This window comes from Pseudarthrobacter sp. NPDC092202 (assembly GCF_044755505.1).
Taxonomy (GTDB): Bacteria; Actinomycetota; Actinomycetes; order Actinomycetales; family Micrococcaceae; genus Arthrobacter.
The window spans coordinates 43,700-62,836 of record NZ_JBIVRG010000009.1; the positions used below are offsets into that span (position 1 = coordinate 43,700).

Below are 19,137 nucleotides of genomic sequence, written 5' to 3' on the forward strand. Positions count from 1 at the left end.
TGCCCTCGATTGGAATCGAACCAACGACACCGGCTTTAGGAGAGCCGTGCTCTATCCACTGAGCTACGAGGGCTTGCGTCCGTTGGATCGGCAGGCCAGTCCGGCCGGACACGGATACAAGCATACAAGGTGCTGGGCCGTACTACGCTCAAGGCATGAGTTCCGCGCCGTCCGCCGCCAGGCCCGCCACACTGATTCCGGACACCGCGTCCACCCGCCAGTACATCGGCGCCTGGTCGGTGTTGAGCGTACTGCAGTACTTTGCGGCGGAGGCAGCGGTAATCGGAGCATGGGCGGGCCCCAGGCCCTATGACCTGCGGACCGGCTACATCAGCGACCTTGGCGCCCTGAACTGCGGCATATTTGACGGCCGCGAGGTCTGTTCCCCGTTGAACTGGCTCATGAACGCCTCATTCGTGGTGCAGGGCCTCGGCATGCTGCTGGGTGCCCTTTTGCTGAGCTCCGGGCTGCTCTGCGTGGCGGCCCGGGCGGATCTGCGGGTGCAGCCGCGGCGGCGGCCGTGGCTGGCGGCTGTCTGGGTCCGGATCCTGACAGGGACCGCCGGCGCCGGCACGGTCATCGTGGGACTGGTGCCCGAGGACGTGGGTTCCGGTTGGCACATTGTTGGCGCTGTGATGTACTTCCTCGCCGGGGCCGCCGCCTTGCTGGTCCTGGGCGTCCTCTGGCTGTGGAAAACAAACTTCGCCTGGTTCATCCTGGTGTGCGGTGCCGTGTCCCTCACCGCTGTGGGGACAGGGGGCCTGACGGGAATGGACATCCCGGAGCCCGGCACGCTGGAGCGGCTCATGGGCTATCCGGTGACCTTGGGGATGGCCACCGCAGGACTGGTGATCGCGCGCCAGGTCCACCGGCACCGCAAGGAGATGCGGGCCCGGGCAGCCCTCAGCTAGCGGCTTTGGGCTGGCGGGCCCCGAGGAAGACGGCGGCGGCACCCGCCAGCAGGCTGAGGACCAGGAGTACCCAGCCGGCCACCGTGAGTCCGGAGGCAAGGGCCACCTGGCCGGCATCGGCATCGGCAGTGCCGGATGCCAGCACTCCGTCGATGGCGGCGTTGCCCCAGAGCCGGACCACGACGAACAGCAGCGGCAAGGACCAGAGAGCCCAGCGCAAGGCTTTACGGGCTACGTTGGTGCCGATCAGCAGCAACCAGGTGAATCCAAAGATCAACGGGAACAGGGTTCCCGCCGTTTTGTGCACGTAATTGAGCTGGCCACGGGCGTCGTCGTTCATGGCCGCCTGGAGCTGGCTGACGTAAGCCGCGTCGAAGCCGCCGATGAGCGAGTCCGGCATGGCCAGGTCCGCGGAGAGGTCACGGAGCTGGTCCAGGGTCAGCAGGTGCAGGTACCAGAAAAGGAACAGGCTGGCCACCACACCGGCGATCAGGATGAGGCTGCTGTTGCTCTGGGCTTTTTCCGGCGTGCGCGCCGTGGTGGGATTCACCACGGCCGGAAGCTGGTGCTGCGGTACTACCGCCTTGGAGCCGTGCTTCTTGATCCGCTGGGCAGGTGTTTTGGCCATGGCTTCATTATCGCGCCCCATAAACTGAAGCCATGACCACTGGCCGGCACAGCGCTGTTGAACTTGACCCTTCTTTGGACGACTACCAGCTGGCAGCAGCCCTGGTGCGGGAGGCCGGGCAGCTGGCACTGCTCATGCGGATGGCGGGCCTGCAGTCGCAGCAGAAGACCTCCATTTCAGATGTAGTAACGGCCGCTGACCATGCCGCAGAAGCCTATGTGCTGGAACAACTGCAGCGCTGCCGTCCCGAGGACGGCATCCTGGGGGAGGAGGGCGCCTCCGTACAGGGCAGCAGCGGCCGGACCTGGGTTATCGATCCCGTGGACGGCACCTACAACTTCCTGCATGGCTCAACCTACTGGTGCTCGGCGATCGCATTGAAGGACCGCTCCGATGTGCTGCTCGGTGCCATCTTCCAGCCGGAGGAGGACAAGCTTTGGCTCGGTGGCAGGGAGCACCCGGCCAGCCTGAACGGTGAACGGCTGACGGTATTTCACGACAACAGGGGAGAGCGCAACGCAACACCCGCGGCGCAGCTCGGGGCGGCTACCTACATCCACCCCAGCTGGCTGATGGATCCGCTCTGCGCCATGCCGTGGCATGCAGCCGCGACCTCCGCCGCCGCCCTGAGGATGTTGGGCTCCGGCTCCTGCGACCTTGGCCGGGTGGCGGACGGCCAGCTGGGGTGCTGGTTCCAGCACAGCTGCCCTGAATGGGACTGGCTGCCCGGCAAAGCGATTGTCCGGGCGGCTGGAGGCGCAGTGGACACGGTGCGCGTCAACGGCCTGGAATGGTTCATGGCGGGAGGAACGACGGCGGTCCGCGAGCTCCGTGCAGCCCTCGAGTCCGGCTCCGTGGCCTAGCCCACGCCCACGCGGCTGCTGAGCCTGCGCCGGTAGGGCTATGGCGGTGCAGCTGCAGCAGCTGCTGCGGCCAGGGGCCGGTGCGGTACAACACGGCCCAGCACGACGACGCCGTGGTTCCTTTTCTTGCCGGACTTCGCTAAGCCCTTCGGCAGTGTGTCCGGGTCAGTGCAGTTCGGACCCGATCCGCCTGCATCAAGAGCGGTGCCGGGTGGGGGTGGTGCTGTGGAGTGGTAGGTGTGGCCGGTGGGGGTTTGGAGTTCGACTGTGTGTCTGGGGCCGGGGGCTGGGGTGGCGGAGAATCCGGGTGTTTCTTTGGTGTGGTTGCAGGCTTCGCAGAGGTCTTGGCCGTTGGTGCTGGTGGTGGGCCCGTCCTGGTGCCAGGGGATGATGTGGTCGTGGTGGCGGATGGGCGCGTCGCAGTAGGGGGTGCGGCAGGTATCGTCGCGGACCTGGAGGAACCGGCGGAGCCCGGGCGGGAAGAGCCGGGCCTTCGAATCCATGGCGAGGAGTTCTCCGCTGCCGGGCGCTGTGTAAAGCCGGCGGAGCCAGACATCAATGTCGCTGCTGCCCCTGACTTCAGTCCCTGCAGCGCCGGCGGCGGCCGCTCCCGTATCATGGGTCCTCTCGGCCAGCGCACCTCCCGTTATATCTTTCGCTGTACCTGCGGGCCGGACGTTACCGGGTTTGGCACCGGCGGGCCTCACGGCTGGCAATCCCTGACTCTTAGCTTTCGGCCCGCCCCGCACTCCGGGGGCTTCCAGCTCTCCTAATCCTCTGAGGATTGTTTGGCGTGCCCATTCGGCGGGGACGGTGCCGTAGCCTGCGAGGCGGGCGGAGTCGCTGTCGTCTTGGAAGAGGGTGCGGTCGGTCATGACGAGCTGGACCTCGATGCTGCTGACCCCGCCAGGGGTGCCGGTGATGTTTTCGACGAGCTGGTCGGCCATGATCGCACCCAGGGAGCGTTCGTCCCCGGAAGACCGCAACGTGTCCGCGTGCCGGGTCAGGGCGGCGTAGGCGGCGACCCCCTGGGCGACGGGCAGCAGGGCGGTCAGGCGGGCCATGGTGTCCGGCGCCGGGCGAAGACTCACGGTCCGGTCATTCACCGCATGGCTGGCCCGTTTCGCCACCGAGTGCGGGTCACGCCGGTACGCGGCCGTCCGGACCGCGGCAATGATGCCCCGGTCCCCGCAGCCTGAAAGCGTTCCGGTGTCGGCGGCGAGTTCCTCGTCCACGGCGCACCGGTCTTCGGCGGACAGGCACGCGGTTTCCTTCACGATGAGGGTGGCGCGCCATTCGTTCAGCTGCCCGGACTCCAGCGCGGCCAGGGTGCGGGGCATCTCGGTGCCGAGGGCTTTGGCCAGTCCCAGGAATTGGCTGCCGCGGGCCGGGGACTCCCGGCGCGCCAGCGCAACCTGCGCGGCCACGCCGGTGCCTTGTTCCTTGACCGGGACACCGGCGGCGGCCTGCTCCCGCCGCTGTTCAGCGTCGAAAACCACAGCAATACGGGCCTGTTTCGCAGCGGCCAGCGACTTCAGATCCTCAAGCTCCCGCAACTGATCAATCATCCCCGGACCGTCAGCAGCGATCGGCACGGACGCCAGGACCTTCACGGCGTCACCAATGCGAGTGCCATCGAGGCTCCCTGCACTTTGTACCGGCGCCGCCGCCGTCGTTAAGGCTTCCATCACCGAAGCCTTTCAACCGAAGGCCCTCCTTGCACGCACCCTTGATCGCTATGTGGATAAAGCTTCCAGGACCGGCAAAAGCGGAGGGGTGTGGAGCCGGTAATCCACAGCCTGGAAGTCCGTGTCGGTCCCACCGCCTAGACTTGTAGGCACCATGGATATGTTGTTTGACCCGTACTCTGACGGACCGTTCAAGGCTGCTTCCCCGCCGGCTGCCCGCACCAAGTCACGCCCTGAAGGCGCTACGGCGGCCGGTTCAGGCGGTGCTGCGCCGTGGGAAAACCGGCAAGGAATGGGCCTGTCAGGGGGACAGCAGCGGGTAGGGCTGCAGGCCGAGGACGAGCATGCTGAGGGCCAGCAAAGGGAGGGCCACCGCCACGGCCACCGCCGGCCGGATGCGGCCCAGCTGCTGGAAGGGCTGAACCCGCAGCAGGAGGAAGCGGTAAAGCACGCAGGCTCCGCGTTGCTTATCGTTGCCGGCGCCGGGTCGGGCAAAACCCGCGTGCTCAGTAACAGGATTGCCTACCTGATCGCCACGGGGCGTGCCCATCACGGCGAGATCCTCGCGATCACCTTCACCAACAAGGCAGCCGCAGAAATGCGGGAACGCATCGAGGCGCTTGTGGGCGGCCGCGCCAAGATCATGTGGATTTCCACTTTCCACTCATCCTGCGTCCGGATCCTGCGCCAGGAAGCCGCGAACGTGGGGCTGAAATCGAATTTCTCCATATACGACTCCGCCGACTCCCTCCGGCTGGTCACCCAGGTGTCCAAGGCCCTGGACCTGGATCCAAAGAAGTTTGCGCCCAAGGCAATCCAGCACAAGATCTCCGCCTTGAAGAACGAGCTCATCGATGCTGACTCATACGCCTCCGCCGCGAACTACAACGATCCTTTCGAGCAGGCTGTTGCAGGGGTTTACAAGGGCTACACGCAGCGGCTGCGCCAGGCCAACGCCATGGACTTCGATGACCTGATCGCCGAAACCGTGTTTATGTTCCGGGCCTTCCCGGCCCTCGCCGACTCCTACCGCCGGAGGTTCAGGCATGTCCTGGTGGACGAATACCAGGACACCAACCACGCCCAGTACGCCCTGGTCCGCGAAATCGTCGGCGAAGGTCCCGGCGCATCAGAGCTGACCGTCGTGGGCGATTCTGACCAATCCATCTACGCCTTCCGGGGCGCGGACATCCGCAACATCGTGGAGTTCGAAAAGGACTACCCCGAGGCACGGACCATCAAGCTGGAGCAGAACTACCGCTCCACGCAGAACATCCTCAGCGCGGCCAACTCGGTTATTTCACGGAACCCCAACCGCCCCGAAAAACGGTTGTGGACCGCTGAGGGGGACGGCCACAAGATCATCGGCTATGTGGGCGAGAACGAGCACGACGAAGCCCAGTTCATTGCCAAGGAAATTGACCGGCTCCAGGATGAGGACAACCTCCGTCCCGGGGACGTCGCAATCTTCTACCGCACCAACGCCCAGTCCCGCTCCATCGAGGACGTGTTGGTAAGGGTGGGCCTGCCGTACAAGGTGGTGGGCGGTACGCGCTTCTATGAGCGCAAGGAAATCAAGGACGCCCTCGCCTACCTGCGCGTCCTGGTGAATCCGGACGACGACGTCAACCTGCGCCGGGTGCTCAACGAGCCGAAGCGGGGGATCGGCGACCGCGCCGAAGGTGCGGTGGCGGCATTGGCCCAACGCGAACGCATCTCGTTCATGGCGGCTGCCCGCCGCGCCGAGCAAGCCCCGGCGATGGCAACCCGCTCCGTCAATGCCGTCCTTGGCTTTGTGAAGCTGCTGGACGACCTGGCCGAAGTGGCTGCGGGTTCAGGCGCCGCAGCAGCCCTTGAGGCCGTCCTGGAGCAGACCGGCTACCTGGCCGCGCTGCGTTCCAGCACTGATCCCCAGGACGAGTCCAGGGTGGAGAACCTCGCAGAGCTCGTGGCCGTGGTGCGTGAGTACGAACAGGAGAACCCGGAAGGGTCGCTGGGTGCTTTCCTGGAGCAGGTCTCGCTGGTGGCGGACGCAGACCAGATCCCGGACGCCCCCGGTGCAGATGTCGACGCCGCAGTGGCGGAAGCCAAAAGACTGGGCGTCGTGACGCTGATGACACTGCACACCGCCAAGGGACTCGAGTTCCCGGTGGTGTTCCTGACCGGCATGGAACACGGGCTGTTTCCGCACCAGCGGTCAGCGACTGACCCCAAGGAGCTGGCCGAAGAACGCCGCCTTGCCTACGTTGGCTTGACGCGCGCCCGGAAACGGCTGTACGTCACGCGTTCCGAGGTCCGGAGCATGTGGGGCCAGAGCCAGTACAACCCTGCCAGCCAGTTCCTGGAAGAGATCCCTGCCGAGCTCCTGGAATGGAAGCGCGAGGGAACCAGCAGGCAGGCCGGCGGGTGGGGCGGCGGATCAATCGGTTCGAGCCGCTACAGCGGATCCTTCTGGGGCGCCGGGACGGCACGCGGCGCGGCTGCAGACTCGTCAGCCGGATTCAACGCCGACGTTCCCGCAGCTATTGCGAAGAACCGTGTGCAGCCGCAGAAGGAAATCGTGGCGGTCAGCGTGGGGGACAAGGTCAACCACACGAGTTTCGGCAACGGAACCGTCCTGGCGTTGGAAGGCGCCGGGGACAAGACCGTGGCCAAGGTGAAGTTCGACGTCGGCGAGAAGCGTTTGCTGCTGCGGTACGCGCCGCTGACCAAGCTCGACGCCTGAACACATGCGACGGACTGTACGGGGAATGCTCGCCGCCCTTTTCCTGCTGGCTTCAACAGGCTGCACCGTGACGGTGGAGGATCCTGGATACGTGGCGCCACCTCCTTTGCCGCCGATGGAGCAGCTGGAACAGGCGCCGCTTGTTGACCCGCAGGACTACGGCGGCGGCGATGACATCCTGTCCTTCGTCACCGAGGACCGGACAGTGGCGTGCTCGCTCACGGCAGCCCGCGGGCCGCACATCAACCTCCCCTATGAGCAAAACACCTTCAGCAACAGCGAAAACAATAAACTGGCCATCGTGCCGGTGGCCCACTGTGAGCTGGCCAAGTATCCGAAACCTGTCCCGGGCGATGTGGCGGATGACTGCGCGGGAACGAACCTCGGCTATCTGGGTGGAGTAGCCCTGCTGACACCGGACAAAGCAACGTATGGAGAGTGCCGGTCCGGCGTCACACAAATGGAGGCAACGTACGGCCCCCGCGGAAACAAGGCCGGACCCATTGCGGAACTGGCTGTCCTGGGTGACGGGCAGAACCTCGAACGCAATGGGCTGCGCTGTTCCGCCTACAACGGCGGCGTAGCCTGCGGAAACGTCTCGGCCGGCGTCGGGTTCTTCGTTTCGGAGGACCGTTACGAGCTAATTTCAGGCTCCCCGGAAAGTACAGCACCGGCGCCGTGAAGCCCTCAAAAACCGCGTAAATCCGCGGTTTTTCTACGCCCCATAGAATAGTGTCCTTACTCACATAAGGGGTAGTCTGGGACGGCCCGGTCCTCCCAAAGGACTAGAGTTCCCAATGGAGCATCACGCCGCGTGGCTCGTTTCCAACAGGCCGCCGGTGCGTGCAATTCCGCAGCCCGGTCATCGTCTTCGATGGTGTCCGACTGTACAGAAACTACTTCGACGTAGAAGGACACTAAACCGTGGACCTGTTTGAATACCAGGCGCGCGATATGTTCGAGGCGCACGGTGTACCCGTGCTTGCCGGCATCGTGGCGTACACCCCAGAAGAAGCAAAGGCAGCTGCCGAGAAGATCGGCGGCGTTACCGTTGTCAAGGCTCAGGTCAAGGTTGGCGGCCGCGGCAAGGCCGGCGGCGTCAAAGTCGCAAAGTCCGCCGACGAGGCATTTGAGCACGCCTCCAACATCCTGGGCATGGACATCAAGGGCCACACCGTCAAAAAGGTGATGATTGCCCAGGGTGCGGACATTGCCGAGGAATACTACTTCTCCGTGCTGCTGGACCGGGCCAACCGGAACTACCTGGCCATGTGCTCGGTTGAAGGCGGCATGGAAATCGAACAGCTCGCCGTCGAACGCCCCGAGGCGCTGGCGAAGATCGCCATCGATCCCGCCGTCGGCATCGACCAGGCCAAGGCTGACGAAATCGTTGCAGCCGCAGGCTTCGCCGAGGAACTGCGCGGCAAGGTCGCCGCCGTGATCCTCAAGCTCTGGGATGTCTTCAAGAAGGAAGACGCCACCTTGGTGGAGGTCAACCCGCTGGTCAAGACCGGCGCGGGAGAGATCGTGGCACTGGACGGCAAGGTCTCGCTGGACGAGAACGCCGACTTCCGCCACGCCAAGCACGCCCTCCTTGAAGACAAGGACGCTGCCGACCCCCTCGAGGCCAAGGCCAAGGCGCAGGACCTGAACTACGTCAAGCTGGACGGCTCCGTAGGCATCATCGGCAACGGCGCCGGCCTGGTCATGTCCACCCTCGACGTCGTTGCCTACGCCGGTGAAAACCATGGCAACGTCAAGCCCGCCAACTTCCTGGACATCGGCGGTGGAGCTTCCGCAGAGGTCATGGCAGCCGGCCTGGACGTCATCCTGGGCGACGAGCAGGTCAAGTCGGTGTTCGTGAACGTCTTCGGCGGCATCACTGCCTGTGACGCCGTCGCAAAGGGCATCGTCGGCGCGCTGGCCGAGCTCGGCCACACGGCCAACAAGCCGCTGGTAGTCCGGCTCGACGGCAACAACGTCGAAGAAGGCCGCCGCATCCTGAACGAGGCCAACCACCCGCTGGTTACCCTGGCCGCCACCATGGACGAGGGCGCCGACAAGGCCGCCGAGCTCGCCAACGCAGCGAAGTAAAGGGACGCACCATGTCTATTTATCTGAACAAGGACTCCAAGGTCATCGTCCAGGGCATCACCGGCGGCGAAGGCACCAAGCACACCGCCCTGATGCTCAAGGCCGGCACCAACATTGTTGGCGGCGTCAACGCCCGCAAGGCCGGCACCACGGTCCTGCACGGCGACAAGGAAATCACTGTCTTCGGCACCGTCAAGGAAGCCATGGCCGAAACCGGCGCTGACGTCTCCATCGTCTTCGTGCCGCCGGCATTCACCAAGGCAGCTGTGGTCGAAGCCATCGAGGCCGGCATCGGCCTGGTCGTCGTCATCACCGAGGGCGTGCCGGTCCAGGATTCCGCCGAGTTCTGGGCACTGGCCCAGTCCACCGTGGACGCCGACGGCAACCAGGTCACCCGCATCATCGGACCGAACTGCCCCGGCATCATCACCCCGGGTGAGGCCCTCGTTGGCATCACCCCGGCCAACATCACCGGCAAGGGCCCCATCGGCCTGGTTTCCAAGTCGGGCACGCTGACCTACCAGATGATGTACGAGCTGCGCGATCTGGGCTTCTCCACTGCCATCGGCATCGGCGGCGACCCCATCATCGGCACCACCCACATCGACGCCCTGGCCGCCTTCGAGGCTGACCCCGAGACCAAGGCCATCGTGATGATCGGCGAAATCGGCGGCGACGCTGAAGAGCGCGCTGCCGACTTCATCAAGGCCAACGTCACCAAGCCGGTTGTCGGCTACGTGGCAGGCTTCACCGCTCCCGAAGGCAAGACCATGGGCCACGCCGGCGCCATCGTCTCCGGTTCCGCAGGAACCGCCCAGGCCAAGAAGGAAGCACTCGAGGCCGCTGGCGTGAAGGTTGGCAAGACGCCGTCCGAGACCGCCAAGCTGCTGCGCGAAGTCTACGCAGCGCTCTAGTACCCAGTACCAGCCAACGCGGGGTCGCTTCCCGCCCGTCACACGTGGATGGGCGGGTTTGCGGCCCCGCGTGGCCGTTTAAGTACGACGGCGGGCGGTTACCTTCCAAGCGAAAGGTAGCCGCCCGTCGTCGTACTTTTGCGTCCTACACCTTTGCCCCGCTGAGCAGCTCATCGAGCCGCTCGTAGCCTTCGGACATGCCGCCTTCCATGCCTGACTGCGCCATGCCGTCGCGGGCCTCCTGCGTGGGATAGACGGAATGCCCGCGGAGGCGGCACCGGCCATTGCCCAGGTCCTCGAACGTCATGAATTCCAGGCTGACAACGTCCGGGTACCCTCCGAACTCAAAGGTCTGGATGGCGAACTCGTTCTCACGGACCGTGTGGAAGATGCCCTTGAACTCGTAAGGCACCCCCTCCGGTCCGGTATGCAGGTAGCTGTAACTGCCGCCGGTGCGGAAATCGTAATGGTCGATCTCCATCTTGTAGCCCCGCGGGCCAAGCCACTGGACAATCAGGTCCGGTTCCTTGTGGGCCCGGAACACATCCGTGACCGGAAAATCGAACTCGCGCTCGTAGTCGATGAAGGGGACTCCCTCAGGAACGCTGAGTTTCAGGGAATTGCTCATGATGATTCCTTCGAACTATTCGCTGCCGTCTGCAGCTCGTGGCCTAAGCACGGCATCAAGGCTGCGGAACTGTCCCTCCCGGACCAACCTGTACTGGTCAATCCAGGCGGTGAGCGCCTCAAGCCGCGCGGGATTCAGGTGCACGGGCCGCCGTTGGGCCTCCCTGGTCCGGGTGACCAGCTCCGCCTGCTCGAGTACCTGGATATGCTTCGAAACCGCCTGCTTGGAGATTTCGAAGGGTTCCGCCAATTCATTTACGGTGGCCGGTCCCCGGCTGAGCCGGGCAATGATGCTCCGCCGCACAGGGTCCGCCAGGGCCATAAACGCCGAATCCAGTGCCCTTGCGTCGGTTTCCACAGCCACTCCGTTAGCTACCCAACTATTAATCAACTACTTCATTTATCAACCTTTCGGTTGTTTAATATTAGGCCCGCTGCGCCTGTCCGGCAATACCTTTCCTTGCGCCACGTTTACGGCGTTTGTTAGTATGTCAGTACAAACTTTGAGGAGAGACAGTGCCACTCGTTCGTATTGACGTAAACCAGGGCCGCAGCCGAGAGGATCTGCAGCGGCTGAGCCGGGGGATCCATGACGCAATCCTTGCCGAGTACGGCATCCCGGAGCGCGATTACTTCCACATCCTGAGCGAGCATCCCGACGGCCAAATTTATGCCCAGGATGCGGGGCTTGGTTTCGAGCGGACAAGCGGTGTTGTGATGATCCAGATTTTCACCCAGGCAGGCCGTTCGCAGGAAGCCAAGCAGCGCCTCTTCGCCGCTGTGGCGAACAAGCTCGCGGAGGTGGGCGTCTCCGGTGAGGACGTCTTCATCGGCTACGTGGAGAATACTGCCGGCGACTGGTCATTCGGCTTTGGCCGGGCCCAATATGTCACCGGCGAGTTGGCCGTACCCCGGAAGTAGCGTCGTCTTCGGCGAGGCTGTTGGTCAGCCCAGCACGGTCAAAATAGGCCGTTATGGCAAGTTGTAAACATGTCAGTACAAACCTTTGACAGGACATTGATTCTAGGGCAAAGTAGTGGATGTGACCCCGCTCATGGCAGGGCCAGCCAAGGCACCGGAGCTCTAACTGTTGAGGTACAGAGTTCAAACGAGAAAGGTCCGCAACACCGTGACCCACGAACTGCTCACGATCGGGCGCATCAGCGTTGATATTTACCCGAACGACATCGGAGTTGGCCTGGAAGACGTAACGTCCTTCGGCAAGTACCTTGGCGGATCGCCGTCCAACGTCGCTGTAGCCGCTGCCAGGCACGGCCGCCGTACGGGGGTTATTACCCGCACCGGTGACGACCCCTTCGGCACCTACCTGCACCGCGAACTCAAGAAATTCGGGGTGGATGATTCTTTCGTCATCCCGGTGCACGGCCTCCAGACCCCGGCCACCTTCTGCGCGATCCAACCGCCCGAGGATTTTCCCCTGTATTTCTACGGACGCTTTCCCACCGCCCCGGATCTGCAGATCAGGGCGGAAGAGCTGGACCTGGACGCCATCCGCAGCGCGGGAATCTTCTGGTCCACTGTGACCGGCCTGTGCCAGGAGCCCAGCAGGGCAGCGCACATCAAGGCACACGAGGCCCGGCCCCGGACTGGCCTCAAAGATGGCCAGTTCACCATCCTTGACCTCGACTACCGGCCCATGTTCTGGGCATCTGAAGAGGAAGCGCGTGCCGAGGTGGCCAAGATCCTGCCGCACGTCACCGTCGCCATTGGCAACGACAAGGAATGCGCCGTGGCGGTAGGGGAGGGAACCCCCGATGAGCAGGCCGACTGCCTGCTGGCCGCCGGCGTCGAGATCGCCGTCGTCAAGCTTGGCCCCGAAGGCGTCATGGCGAAAACCCGCACTGAGCGCGTAGTCTCCGCCCCCGTGCCCGTGGAAACCGTCAACGGCCTCGGTGCCGGCGATTCCTTTGGTGGCGCCTTCTGCCACGGACTGCTGTCCGGCTGGCCGCTCGCCCAGGTCCTGGACTATGCAAACGCCGCCGGCGCAATCGTAGCCTCGCGCCTTTCCTGCGCCGACGCCATGCCGACGCCGGCTGAGGTCACCTCGCTGCTGGCGGAACGCGGCCGCCTGGTGCCTGGCCAGTTTGCCACCGAAGGAGCAGCACTGTGACCCTCACGCCACTGGCCTCGAACAATGCGCTGGACGACGACCCGCGCCGCTACGCCCACCTGAGCACTATCAGGCTGGAGGATCCGGACGCGATAGCCCGGGCAGCGAAGGCTCGGCGCCGCCATCCCGGCCTGAAGTACGGGCGGCAGAACTTCATCGTCGCAGCCGACCACCCCGCCCGCGGCGCCCTTGCCGTCGGCAATGATCCGGTGGCCATGGCAGACCGCCGGCAGCTCCTGGACCGGCTGCAGGTCGCCCTGGCAAACCCGGACGTGGATGGCGTGCTTGCATCGCCGGACATCATGGACGACCTGCTGCTGCTGGGTGCGCTTGAAGGCAAGCTCGTCTTCGGCTCGATGAACCGCGGCGGGCTCGCTGGCCTGGTTAACGAATTGGACGACCGTTTCACCGGCCATACGGCAGCCGCGCTGGAAGCCCTCGGTGCCGACGGCGGCAAGATGCTCACCCGCATCTGCCTGGGGGACCCGGACACTGTTGCCACCCTTGAAGCCACCGCCAGGGCCATCGACTCGCTGGCTGAGCGCAAACTGGTCGCCATGGTGGAACCCTTCCTTTCGGTCCGGGAGAACGGCCGCGTCCGGAACGACCTTTCTACGGACGCGGTGATTAAGTCGATCGCGATCGCTGAGGGCCTGGGCTCCACCAGCGCCTACACGTGGATGAAGCTCCCCGTCGTGGCGGACATGGAACGGGTCATGGCGGCCACCACCATGCCCACCGTCCTGCTGGGCGGGGATCCGGACACCAGCCAGGACGAGGTTTTCGCAAGCTGGCAGGCAGCCCTCGCGCTGCCTGGCGTCCAGGGCCTCACTGTTGGCCGGACGCTCCTGTACCCGGCGGACGGCGACGTTGCCGGCGCCGTGGCTACTGCTGCCTCACTGCTGAACCACACCACCACAAACCGAACCGAAGAAGTATCGGAGTAGCCTTCCCATGGGAACAACATCAGGAACTGCCACCCGCAGAATGACGGTCGCCCAGGCCGTCGTCGAGTATCTTTCGAAGCAGTACACGGTGGACTCCATTGGAGGCGTTGAGTACCGTGAGCGGCTGATTCCGGGAACCTTCGGCATTTTCGGGCACGGGAACGTGGCCGGCGTGGGCCAGGCGCTGAAACAGTACCAGCAGCTGGATCCGGCCATCATGCCGTACTACCAGGGCCGGAACGAGCAGGCCCAGGCGCATCAGGCCGTTGGATACGCCCGGCACACCCGCCGCCGCCAGACCTTTGCCATCAGCACGTCCATCGGACCGGGCTCCTCCAACCTGCTGACCGGCGCAGCCCTGGCGACGACGAACCGCTTACCGGTGCTGCTGCTGCCCAGCGACACCTTCGCCACGCGGGCCGCAGACCCCGTGCTCCAGCAGCTCGAGCAGCCCTACGCCTACGACATCACGGTCAATGACGCGTTCCGGCCGCTGTCCAAGTTCTTCGACCGCGTCTCCCGGCCCGAGCAGCTGTTCTCCGCCTTCCACCATGGCCTGCGTGTCCTGACGGATCCGGCGGAGACCGGCGCCGTGACCATCTCGCTGCCACAGGACGTCCAGGCGGAGGCCTTCGACGTCCCTGCGGAGTTCCTGGCAGAGCGCGAGTGGCGGATCCGCCGCCCGGACGCGGACGATGACGACATCGCCCGCGCTGCTGATGCCATCCGTGCTGCAAAGCGGCCGCTGATCATTGCCGGCGGCGGCGTCCTCTACGCCTACGCGAACGAGGAACTCGCGAAGTTCGTGGAGCTGACCGGCATTCCGGTGGGCAACACCCAGGCCGGCGTCGGCGTCCTGCCCTGGGACCACAAGCACTCCCTCGGAGCCATTGGTTCCACGGGCACGACAGCGGCCAACGCCGTCGCTGCCGAGGCGGACCTGATCATTGGCATCGGCACGCGCTACGAGGACTTCACCACCGCGTCCCGCACCGCGTTCCAGAACCCGGACGTGCGCTTCATCAACATCAACGTCGCCCCGATCGACGCCTACAAGCACGGCACCACGCTGCCCATCGTGGCCGACGCCCGCAAGGCACTGGTCAAGCTGAACCAGGCCCTTGGCGGCTACCGCGTGGGCGCGGACCTGGAGCAGAAAATTGTGGCCGAGAAGAAGCGCTGGGACGCCACCGTGGACGAGGCTTTTGATACCCGGCACACGCCGCTGCCGGCGCAGAACGAGATCATCGGCGCCACCAGCCGGGCCATGGACGCCCGCGACGTGGTGATCTGCGCAGCGGGTTCACTGCCCGGTGACCTCCACAAAATGTGGCGCGTCCGGGACCCGTTCGGCTACCACGTGGAATACGCGTACTCCTGCATGGGCTACGAGATCCCGGGTGGCCTGGGCGTCAAGCGTGCCGTCCTGGCTGAGGCCGCAGCAAGCACGACGGCGGCTGGCGACGGCCGTGCGGACGTAAGGGACGTCGTCGTCATGGTAGGGGACGGCTCCTACCTGATGATGCACACCGAACTGGTCACCGCCGTCGCCGAACGGATCAAACTGATTGTTGTCTTGATCCAGAACCACGGCTACGCCTCCATCGGTTCGCTGTCCGAATCCCTGGGCTCACAGCGGTTCGGCACCCAGTACCGGGCCCTGGATGAAGAGCATCACAGCTTCGACAACGGGGAGACCCTGCCAGTGGACCTCGCCTTGAATGCCGAATCCCTGGGCGTAAAGGTCATCCGGATCGAGCCGGGGGACAAGGTCATCGCCGAACTCGAGCAGGCCATCCGCGACGCCAAGGCCGCCCCTGAAGGCACAGGGCCCATCCTGATCCACGTTGAATCCGACCCGCTCCTAGACGCCCCCGGTTCAGAGTCGTGGTGGGACGTTCCCGTCTCCCAGGTCTCGGAACTGGACTCCACGAAAGCGGCTTTCCAGACCTACACCGACCACAAGGCCCGCCAGCGCAAGCTGCTCGGCTGATTCCCCTTCGACACCCGAACGCTTACAACTCAAGGAAGAGTCGCCATGACTGTTACAACCGAGACCTCCACGATCAACCACTTCATCAACGGCGCCGAAAGCGCCGGCGAGGGTGACCGCACCACATCCGTCTACAACCCGGCCACCGGCGCCGTGTCCGCACAGCTGCGCCTGGCCAATCGGGCCGACCTGGACACCACTGTCGCCGCTGCCCGCAAGGCAGCCGACACCTGGGGCGACATCTCCCTGGCCAAGCGCACCGCCGTGCTCTTCAAATTCCGCGAACTGGTGGCCTCCCACGTGGACGAGCTCGCCCAGCTGGTCACCGCCGAGCACGGCAAGGTCCTCTCCGACGCCAAGGGTGAGATCGGCCGCGGCCTGGAAGTCATCGAGTACGCGTGCGGCATCCCCACGCTGCTCAAGGGCGACTACTCGGACCAGGTCTCCACCGGCATTGATGTCTTCAACTTCCGCGAGCCCCTCGGCGTGGTTGCCGGCATCACGCCGTTCAACTTCCCGGTGATGGTGCCGCTGTGGATGGCACCGATGGCCATCGCCACGGGCAACGCGTTCATCCTCAAGCCCTCCGAACGCGACCCCTCCGCCTCCATGCTGCTGGCCAAACTCTGGAAGCAGGCAGGCCTGCCCGACGGTGTGTTCCAGGTCCTGCACGGTGACAAGGAAACGGTGGACGGGCTCCTGACCCACCCTGACGTGGACGGCATCTCCTTCGTCGGCTCCACCCCGATCGCCCAGTACGTCCACGAAACCGCCACCAAGCACGGCAAGCGCGTCCAGGCCCTGGGCGGGGCGAAGAACCACGCCATCGTGATGCCCGACGCCGATCTGGACAACGCCGCCGACCACCTCGCCGCCGCCGCCTTCGGCTCCGCCGGGGAACGCTGCATGGCCATCTCCGTCGCCGTCGCCGTCGGGGACGCCGCGGACCTCATCGTCAAGAAGGTCGAAGAACGTGCCCTGGCCGTCAAGGTCGACAACGGCACCGCCCCCGACGCCGAAATGGGCCCGGTAATCACCCCCGCCTCCAAGGAACGCATCGTACGGATCGTCACCGAAGCCGAACAGGCAGGCGCCGCCATGGTGGTGGACGGCCGCGACCTGGTGGTCCCCGGCCACGAAGACGGCTTCTGGGTAGGCCCCACCGTGATCGACCACGTGAAGACCGAAATGACTGCCTACACCGAGGAGATCTTCGGCCCCGTCCTCGTGGTGGTCCGCGTGGATACCCTTGAAGACGGCATCGCGCTGATCAACGCCAACCCGTACGGCAACGGCACCGCCATCTTCACCTCCTCCGGCGCCCACGCCCGGAAGTTCCAGCGCTCCGTCACGGTGGGCATGATCGGGATCAACGTTCCCCTGCCCGTCCCGGTGGCTTACCACTCCTTCGGCGGCTGGAAAAACTCCCTCTTCGGGGACAAGCACATCTACGGCCCCGAAGGCGTCTCCTTCTACACCCGCGGCAAAGTCATCACCTCCCGCTGGCCCGAACCCACCCACGCCTCCGGCGCTTCCTACAACTTCCCGTCCAACTGATCCTCACGCCCGACAAGAAAGACAACGCTGTCATGACTGAGAACAAGCTGATCATCGGCACGGCGCCGGACTCCTGGGGTGTCTGGTTCGCGGACGACCCCAAGCAGACCCCGTGGGAACGCTTCCTGGACGAGGTGGCCGAATCCGGTTACAAGTGGATCGAGCTGGGCCCGTACGGCTACCTGCCCACCGACCCCGCACGGCTGGCCGAGGAACTGAAGCAGCGCGACCTCAAGGTCACTGCGGGCACCGTCTTCACCGCGTTCCACCGCGGGCTGGACCAGTGGGAAACCGCATGGGAGCCTGCACGCAAGGTAGCCGAACTGACGGCGGCCATGGGTGGCGAACACATTGTGGTCATCCCGGCCATGTGGCGCGACGACGTCACCGGGGAGGCCGTGGAGAGCGGCGAACTCAGCGACAAGGCCTGGAGCGACCTGTTCGCCGGCCACAACCGCCTGGGCAAGACCCTGCTGGAGGACTTCGGCCTGAAGCAGCAGTTCCACTCCCACGCCGACTCCCACGTTGGCGCCCAGGCAGACATTGAAACCCTCCTGGCCGCAACGGATGCCAAGTACCTGAACCTGTGCCTGGACACGGGGCACGCCGAGTACTGCGGAGCGTCCAGCCTTGAGCTGATCAAGAACTACCCCGACAGGATTGGCTACCTGCACCTGAAGCAGATCAACCCGGAGATCCTCAAACAAGTCAATGAGGAAAACATGACGTGGGCCGCAGCCAACCTGGCCGGTGTCATGACCGAGCCGCCGAACGGGCTTCCCGATTTGCGTGCCGTCATCGAAGCGGTGGAGGCCCTCAACCGGCCCATCTTCGGCATCGTGGAGCAAGACATGTATCCGGTCGCCTTCGATGTGCCCATGCCCATTGCCAAGCGCACCCGCAACTACCTGCTGTCCTGCGGTTCCCGGACCGCCGTCAACTGACAGCCGCACCGCCCGCATCCGTAATAGACCCTGAAGGAACGAAACAATGACTGAAGCACTCCGCGTCGCCGTCATCGGCGCCGGGCGCATGGGCGCCGACCACATCCAGCGCCTCAACACCCGAATCCACGGAGCCGAGGTTGCCGCCGTCGTGGACGTTGACCTTGCCCGTGCCCAGGCGGCTGTGGAAGGCATCCCGGGCGCCGTCGCGCTTGCCGATGCCGAGGAAGCCCTCAACAACGGCGACGTCAACGCGGTACTCATTGCCACCCCCGGCTTCCTGCACGAGGACATCCTGCTGAAGGCCATCGCCAAGGACATCCCGATCCTTTGCGAGAAGCCGCTGACGCCCGATGCCCAGTCATCCTGGAAGATCGTGGAGGCTGAGGTTGAGCTGGGCCGCAAGCGGATCCAGGTTGGCTTCATGCGCCGCTTCGACGCCGAGTACGCCGCGCTGGGCCAGATCATCCGGAACAACGAACTGGGCGAACTGCTGATGCTGCACCACCAGCATCGCAACCCCACCACGCCGCCCGGCTTCACCAACGAGATGCTGATCAACGATTCCGTGGTCCACGAGTTCGACGCCATCCGCTACTTCACCGGTGAGGAGATCACCAGCGTCCAGGTGCGCCTGGGCAAGGCCACCAGGAACGCCCCGGCCGGCCAGCACGATCCGCAGCACGTCCTGCTGGAGACCGAATCAGGCGTCCTGGCTGACGTTGAGATCTTCGTCAATGCCAAGTACGGCTACGAGGTTGGGACCCAGGCGTCCTTCGAAGAAGGTGTGGTCAGCATTGGGGGCGACAAGGGCCCTTACACCCGCAGCGCCGGACGCTGGGGCGGCAACGTCACCCCGGGATTCGAGGAGCGCTTCGGCGCCGCGTACGACGTCGAAATCCAGTCATGGGTGGACGCCGCGCTGAAGGGTGAAATCGGTGGACCCACGGCGTGGGACGGCTACGCCACCGCAGCATGCTGCGAGGCTGGCGTCGAAGCGCAGAAGTCGGGAGAAAAGGTGAAGGTCCAGCTCAACTCAAAGCCGGACCTCTACAACTAGTCGCCCGCTGGAGTTTTTGTCCAGATATGCCGACTTTCGGGCATGCCAGCCCTCC

17 protein-coding genes and 1 tRNA gene are annotated in these 19,137 nt (G+C 64.8%); 13 read left to right on the plus strand and 5 right to left on the minus strand.

The window, feature by feature from the left end:
• A tRNA-Arg gene (locus tag ACIQF4_RS14105) sits at positions 1-73 on the minus strand.
• Positions 74-155: 82 nt separating this feature from the next.
• Here ACIQF4_RS14105 and ACIQF4_RS14110 point away from each other — a divergent pair.
• On the plus strand, positions 156-911 hold the full coding sequence (locus tag ACIQF4_RS14110) for a DUF998 domain-containing protein (RefSeq protein ID WP_400516387.1): 756 nt from the start codon (positions 156-158) through the stop codon (positions 909-911).
• Here the strand turns inward: ACIQF4_RS14110 and ACIQF4_RS14115 are convergent.
• Entirely contained in the window at positions 904-1,539 is a 636-nt protein-coding gene (locus tag ACIQF4_RS14115) for a hypothetical protein (RefSeq protein ID WP_400516386.1), read from the minus strand. The two genes, ACIQF4_RS14110 and ACIQF4_RS14115, sit on opposite strands and share 8 nt — an antisense overlap.
• A 32-nt stretch (positions 1,540-1,571) precedes the next feature.
• Between ACIQF4_RS14115 and ACIQF4_RS14120 the strand changes: the two genes are divergently transcribed.
• On the plus strand, positions 1,572-2,402 hold the full coding sequence (locus tag ACIQF4_RS14120; protein WP_350004829.1) for an inositol monophosphatase family protein: 831 nt from the start codon (positions 1,572-1,574) through the stop codon (positions 2,400-2,402).
• Between the two features lie 38 nt (positions 2,403-2,440).
• Here the strand turns inward: ACIQF4_RS14120 and ACIQF4_RS14125 are convergent, their stop codons facing one another.
• Positions 2,441-3,970: a DUF222 domain-containing protein gene (locus ACIQF4_RS14125; protein WP_400516417.1), complete on the minus strand. Its 1,530-nt coding sequence runs from the start codon at positions 3,968-3,970 to the stop codon at positions 2,441-2,443.
• Positions 3,971-4,250: 280 nt separating this feature from the next.
• On the opposite strand from ACIQF4_RS14125, the gene pcrA reads away from it, so the two are divergent.
• The 4 genes from pcrA to sucD all read left to right on the plus strand — a co-directional run bounded on the left by pcrA (position 4,251) and on the right by sucD (position 9,823).
• Positions 4,251-6,815, plus strand: coding sequence for a DNA helicase PcrA (gene pcrA / locus ACIQF4_RS14130; RefSeq protein ID WP_400516416.1), 2,565 nt, complete (start codon positions 4,251-4,253; stop codon positions 6,813-6,815).
• Between the two features lie 4 nt (positions 6,816-6,819).
• A complete protein-coding gene (locus ACIQF4_RS14135) occupies positions 6,820-7,497 on the plus strand; it encodes a hypothetical protein (RefSeq protein WP_400516385.1) in 678 nt (225 codons plus the stop codon).
• A 242-nt stretch (positions 7,498-7,739) separates the two neighbouring features.
• Complete coding sequence (sucC, locus tag ACIQF4_RS14140) at positions 7,740-8,909, plus strand: ADP-forming succinate--CoA ligase subunit beta (protein WP_400516384.1); 1,170 nt, start codon at positions 7,740-7,742, stop codon at positions 8,907-8,909.
• Positions 8,910-8,920: 11 nt separating this feature from the next.
• Entirely contained in the window at positions 8,921-9,823 is a 903-nt protein-coding gene (gene sucD / locus ACIQF4_RS14145; RefSeq protein WP_231456441.1) for a succinate--CoA ligase subunit alpha, read from the plus strand.
• Between the two features lie 145 nt (positions 9,824-9,968).
• Here the strand turns inward: sucD and ACIQF4_RS14150 are convergent, their stop codons facing one another.
• Positions 9,969-10,451 carry an SRPBCC family protein gene (locus tag ACIQF4_RS14150; RefSeq protein ID WP_400516383.1) on the minus strand — a complete coding sequence of 161 codons (483 nt, stop codon included), beginning with the start codon at positions 10,449-10,451 and terminating at the stop codon, positions 9,969-9,971.
• A 15-nt stretch (positions 10,452-10,466) separates the two neighbouring features.
• Positions 10,467-10,772, minus strand: coding sequence for an ArsR/SmtB family transcription factor (locus ACIQF4_RS14155; protein WP_374152994.1), 306 nt, complete (start codon positions 10,770-10,772; stop codon positions 10,467-10,469).
• Between the two features lie 194 nt (positions 10,773-10,966).
• Here ACIQF4_RS14155 and ACIQF4_RS14160 point away from each other — a divergent pair, with 194 nt between their 5' ends.
• The 7 genes from ACIQF4_RS14160 to ACIQF4_RS14190 all read left to right on the plus strand — a co-directional run bounded on the left by ACIQF4_RS14160 (position 10,967) and on the right by ACIQF4_RS14190 (position 19,082).
• On the plus strand, positions 10,967-11,371 hold the full coding sequence (locus ACIQF4_RS14160) for a tautomerase family protein (RefSeq protein ID WP_400516382.1): 405 nt from the start codon (positions 10,967-10,969) through the stop codon (positions 11,369-11,371).
• A gap of 208 nt (positions 11,372-11,579) precedes the next feature.
• Entirely contained in the window at positions 11,580-12,581 is a 1,002-nt protein-coding gene (gene iolC / locus ACIQF4_RS14165; protein WP_400516380.1) for a 5-dehydro-2-deoxygluconokinase, read from the plus strand.
• Positions 12,578-13,528, plus strand: coding sequence for a deoxyribose-phosphate aldolase (locus tag ACIQF4_RS14170; protein WP_400516379.1), 951 nt, complete (start codon positions 12,578-12,580; stop codon positions 13,526-13,528). The genes iolC and ACIQF4_RS14170 overlap by 4 nt, the downstream gene beginning before the upstream one ends.
• Before the next feature lie 40 nt (positions 13,529-13,568).
• Positions 13,569-15,521: a 3D-(3,5/4)-trihydroxycyclohexane-1,2-dione acylhydrolase (decyclizing) gene (gene iolD / locus ACIQF4_RS14175; protein ID WP_400516378.1), complete on the plus strand. Its 1,953-nt coding sequence runs from the start codon at positions 13,569-13,571 to the stop codon at positions 15,519-15,521.
• Between the two features lie 45 nt (positions 15,522-15,566).
• Positions 15,567-17,078 (plus strand): CoA-acylating methylmalonate-semialdehyde dehydrogenase, encoded by a 1,512-nt coding sequence (locus tag ACIQF4_RS14180; protein ID WP_400516377.1) that lies wholly within the window; start codon positions 15,567-15,569, stop codon positions 17,076-17,078.
• 32 nt (positions 17,079-17,110) lie between these two features.
• Positions 17,111-18,022: a sugar phosphate isomerase/epimerase family protein gene (locus ACIQF4_RS14185; RefSeq protein ID WP_400516376.1), complete on the plus strand. Its 912-nt coding sequence runs from the start codon at positions 17,111-17,113 to the stop codon at positions 18,020-18,022.
• Positions 18,023-18,068: 46 nt separating this feature from the next.
• Positions 18,069-19,082 carry a Gfo/Idh/MocA family protein gene (locus ACIQF4_RS14190; RefSeq protein ID WP_400516375.1) on the plus strand — a complete coding sequence of 338 codons (1,014 nt, stop codon included), beginning with the start codon at positions 18,069-18,071 and terminating at the stop codon, positions 19,080-19,082.
• The last annotated feature ends 55 nt before the right edge of the window (positions 19,083-19,137 follow it).

Bases quoted from the DNA above. Each gene is read 5' to 3' on its own strand.
- ACIQF4_RS14110 (WP_400516387.1), top strand. From the start codon at position 156: ATGAGTTCCGCGCCGTCCGCCGCCAGGCCCGCCACACTGATTCCGGAC.
- ACIQF4_RS14115 (WP_400516386.1), bottom strand. From the start codon at position 1,539: ATGGCCAAAACACCTGCCCAGCGGATCAAGAAGCACGGCTCCAAGGCG.
- ACIQF4_RS14120 (WP_350004829.1), top strand. From the start codon at position 1,572: ATGACCACTGGCCGGCACAGCGCTGTTGAACTTGACCCTTCTTTGGAC.
- ACIQF4_RS14125 (WP_400516417.1), bottom strand. From the start codon at position 3,970: ATGATTGATCAGTTGCGGGAGCTTGAGGATCTGAAGTCGCTGGCCGCT.
- pcrA (WP_400516416.1), top strand. From the start codon at position 4,251: ATGTTGTTTGACCCGTACTCTGACGGACCGTTCAAGGCTGCTTCCCCG.
- ACIQF4_RS14135 (WP_400516385.1), top strand. From the start codon at position 6,820: ATGCGACGGACTGTACGGGGAATGCTCGCCGCCCTTTTCCTGCTGGCT.
- sucD (WP_231456441.1), top strand. From the start codon at position 8,921: ATGTCTATTTATCTGAACAAGGACTCCAAGGTCATCGTCCAGGGCATC.
- ACIQF4_RS14150 (WP_400516383.1), bottom strand. From the start codon at position 10,451: ATGAGCAATTCCCTGAAACTCAGCGTTCCTGAGGGAGTCCCCTTCATC.
- ACIQF4_RS14155 (WP_374152994.1), bottom strand. From the start codon at position 10,772: ATGGCCCTGGCGGACCCTGTGCGGCGGAGCATCATTGCCCGGCTCAGC.
- iolD (WP_400516378.1), top strand. From the start codon at position 13,569: ATGACGGTCGCCCAGGCCGTCGTCGAGTATCTTTCGAAGCAGTACACG.
- ACIQF4_RS14180 (WP_400516377.1), top strand. From the start codon at position 15,567: ATGACTGTTACAACCGAGACCTCCACGATCAACCACTTCATCAACGGC.
- ACIQF4_RS14185 (WP_400516376.1), top strand. From the start codon at position 17,111: ATGACTGAGAACAAGCTGATCATCGGCACGGCGCCGGACTCCTGGGGT.
- ACIQF4_RS14190 (WP_400516375.1), top strand. From the start codon at position 18,069: ATGACTGAAGCACTCCGCGTCGCCGTCATCGGCGCCGGGCGCATGGGC.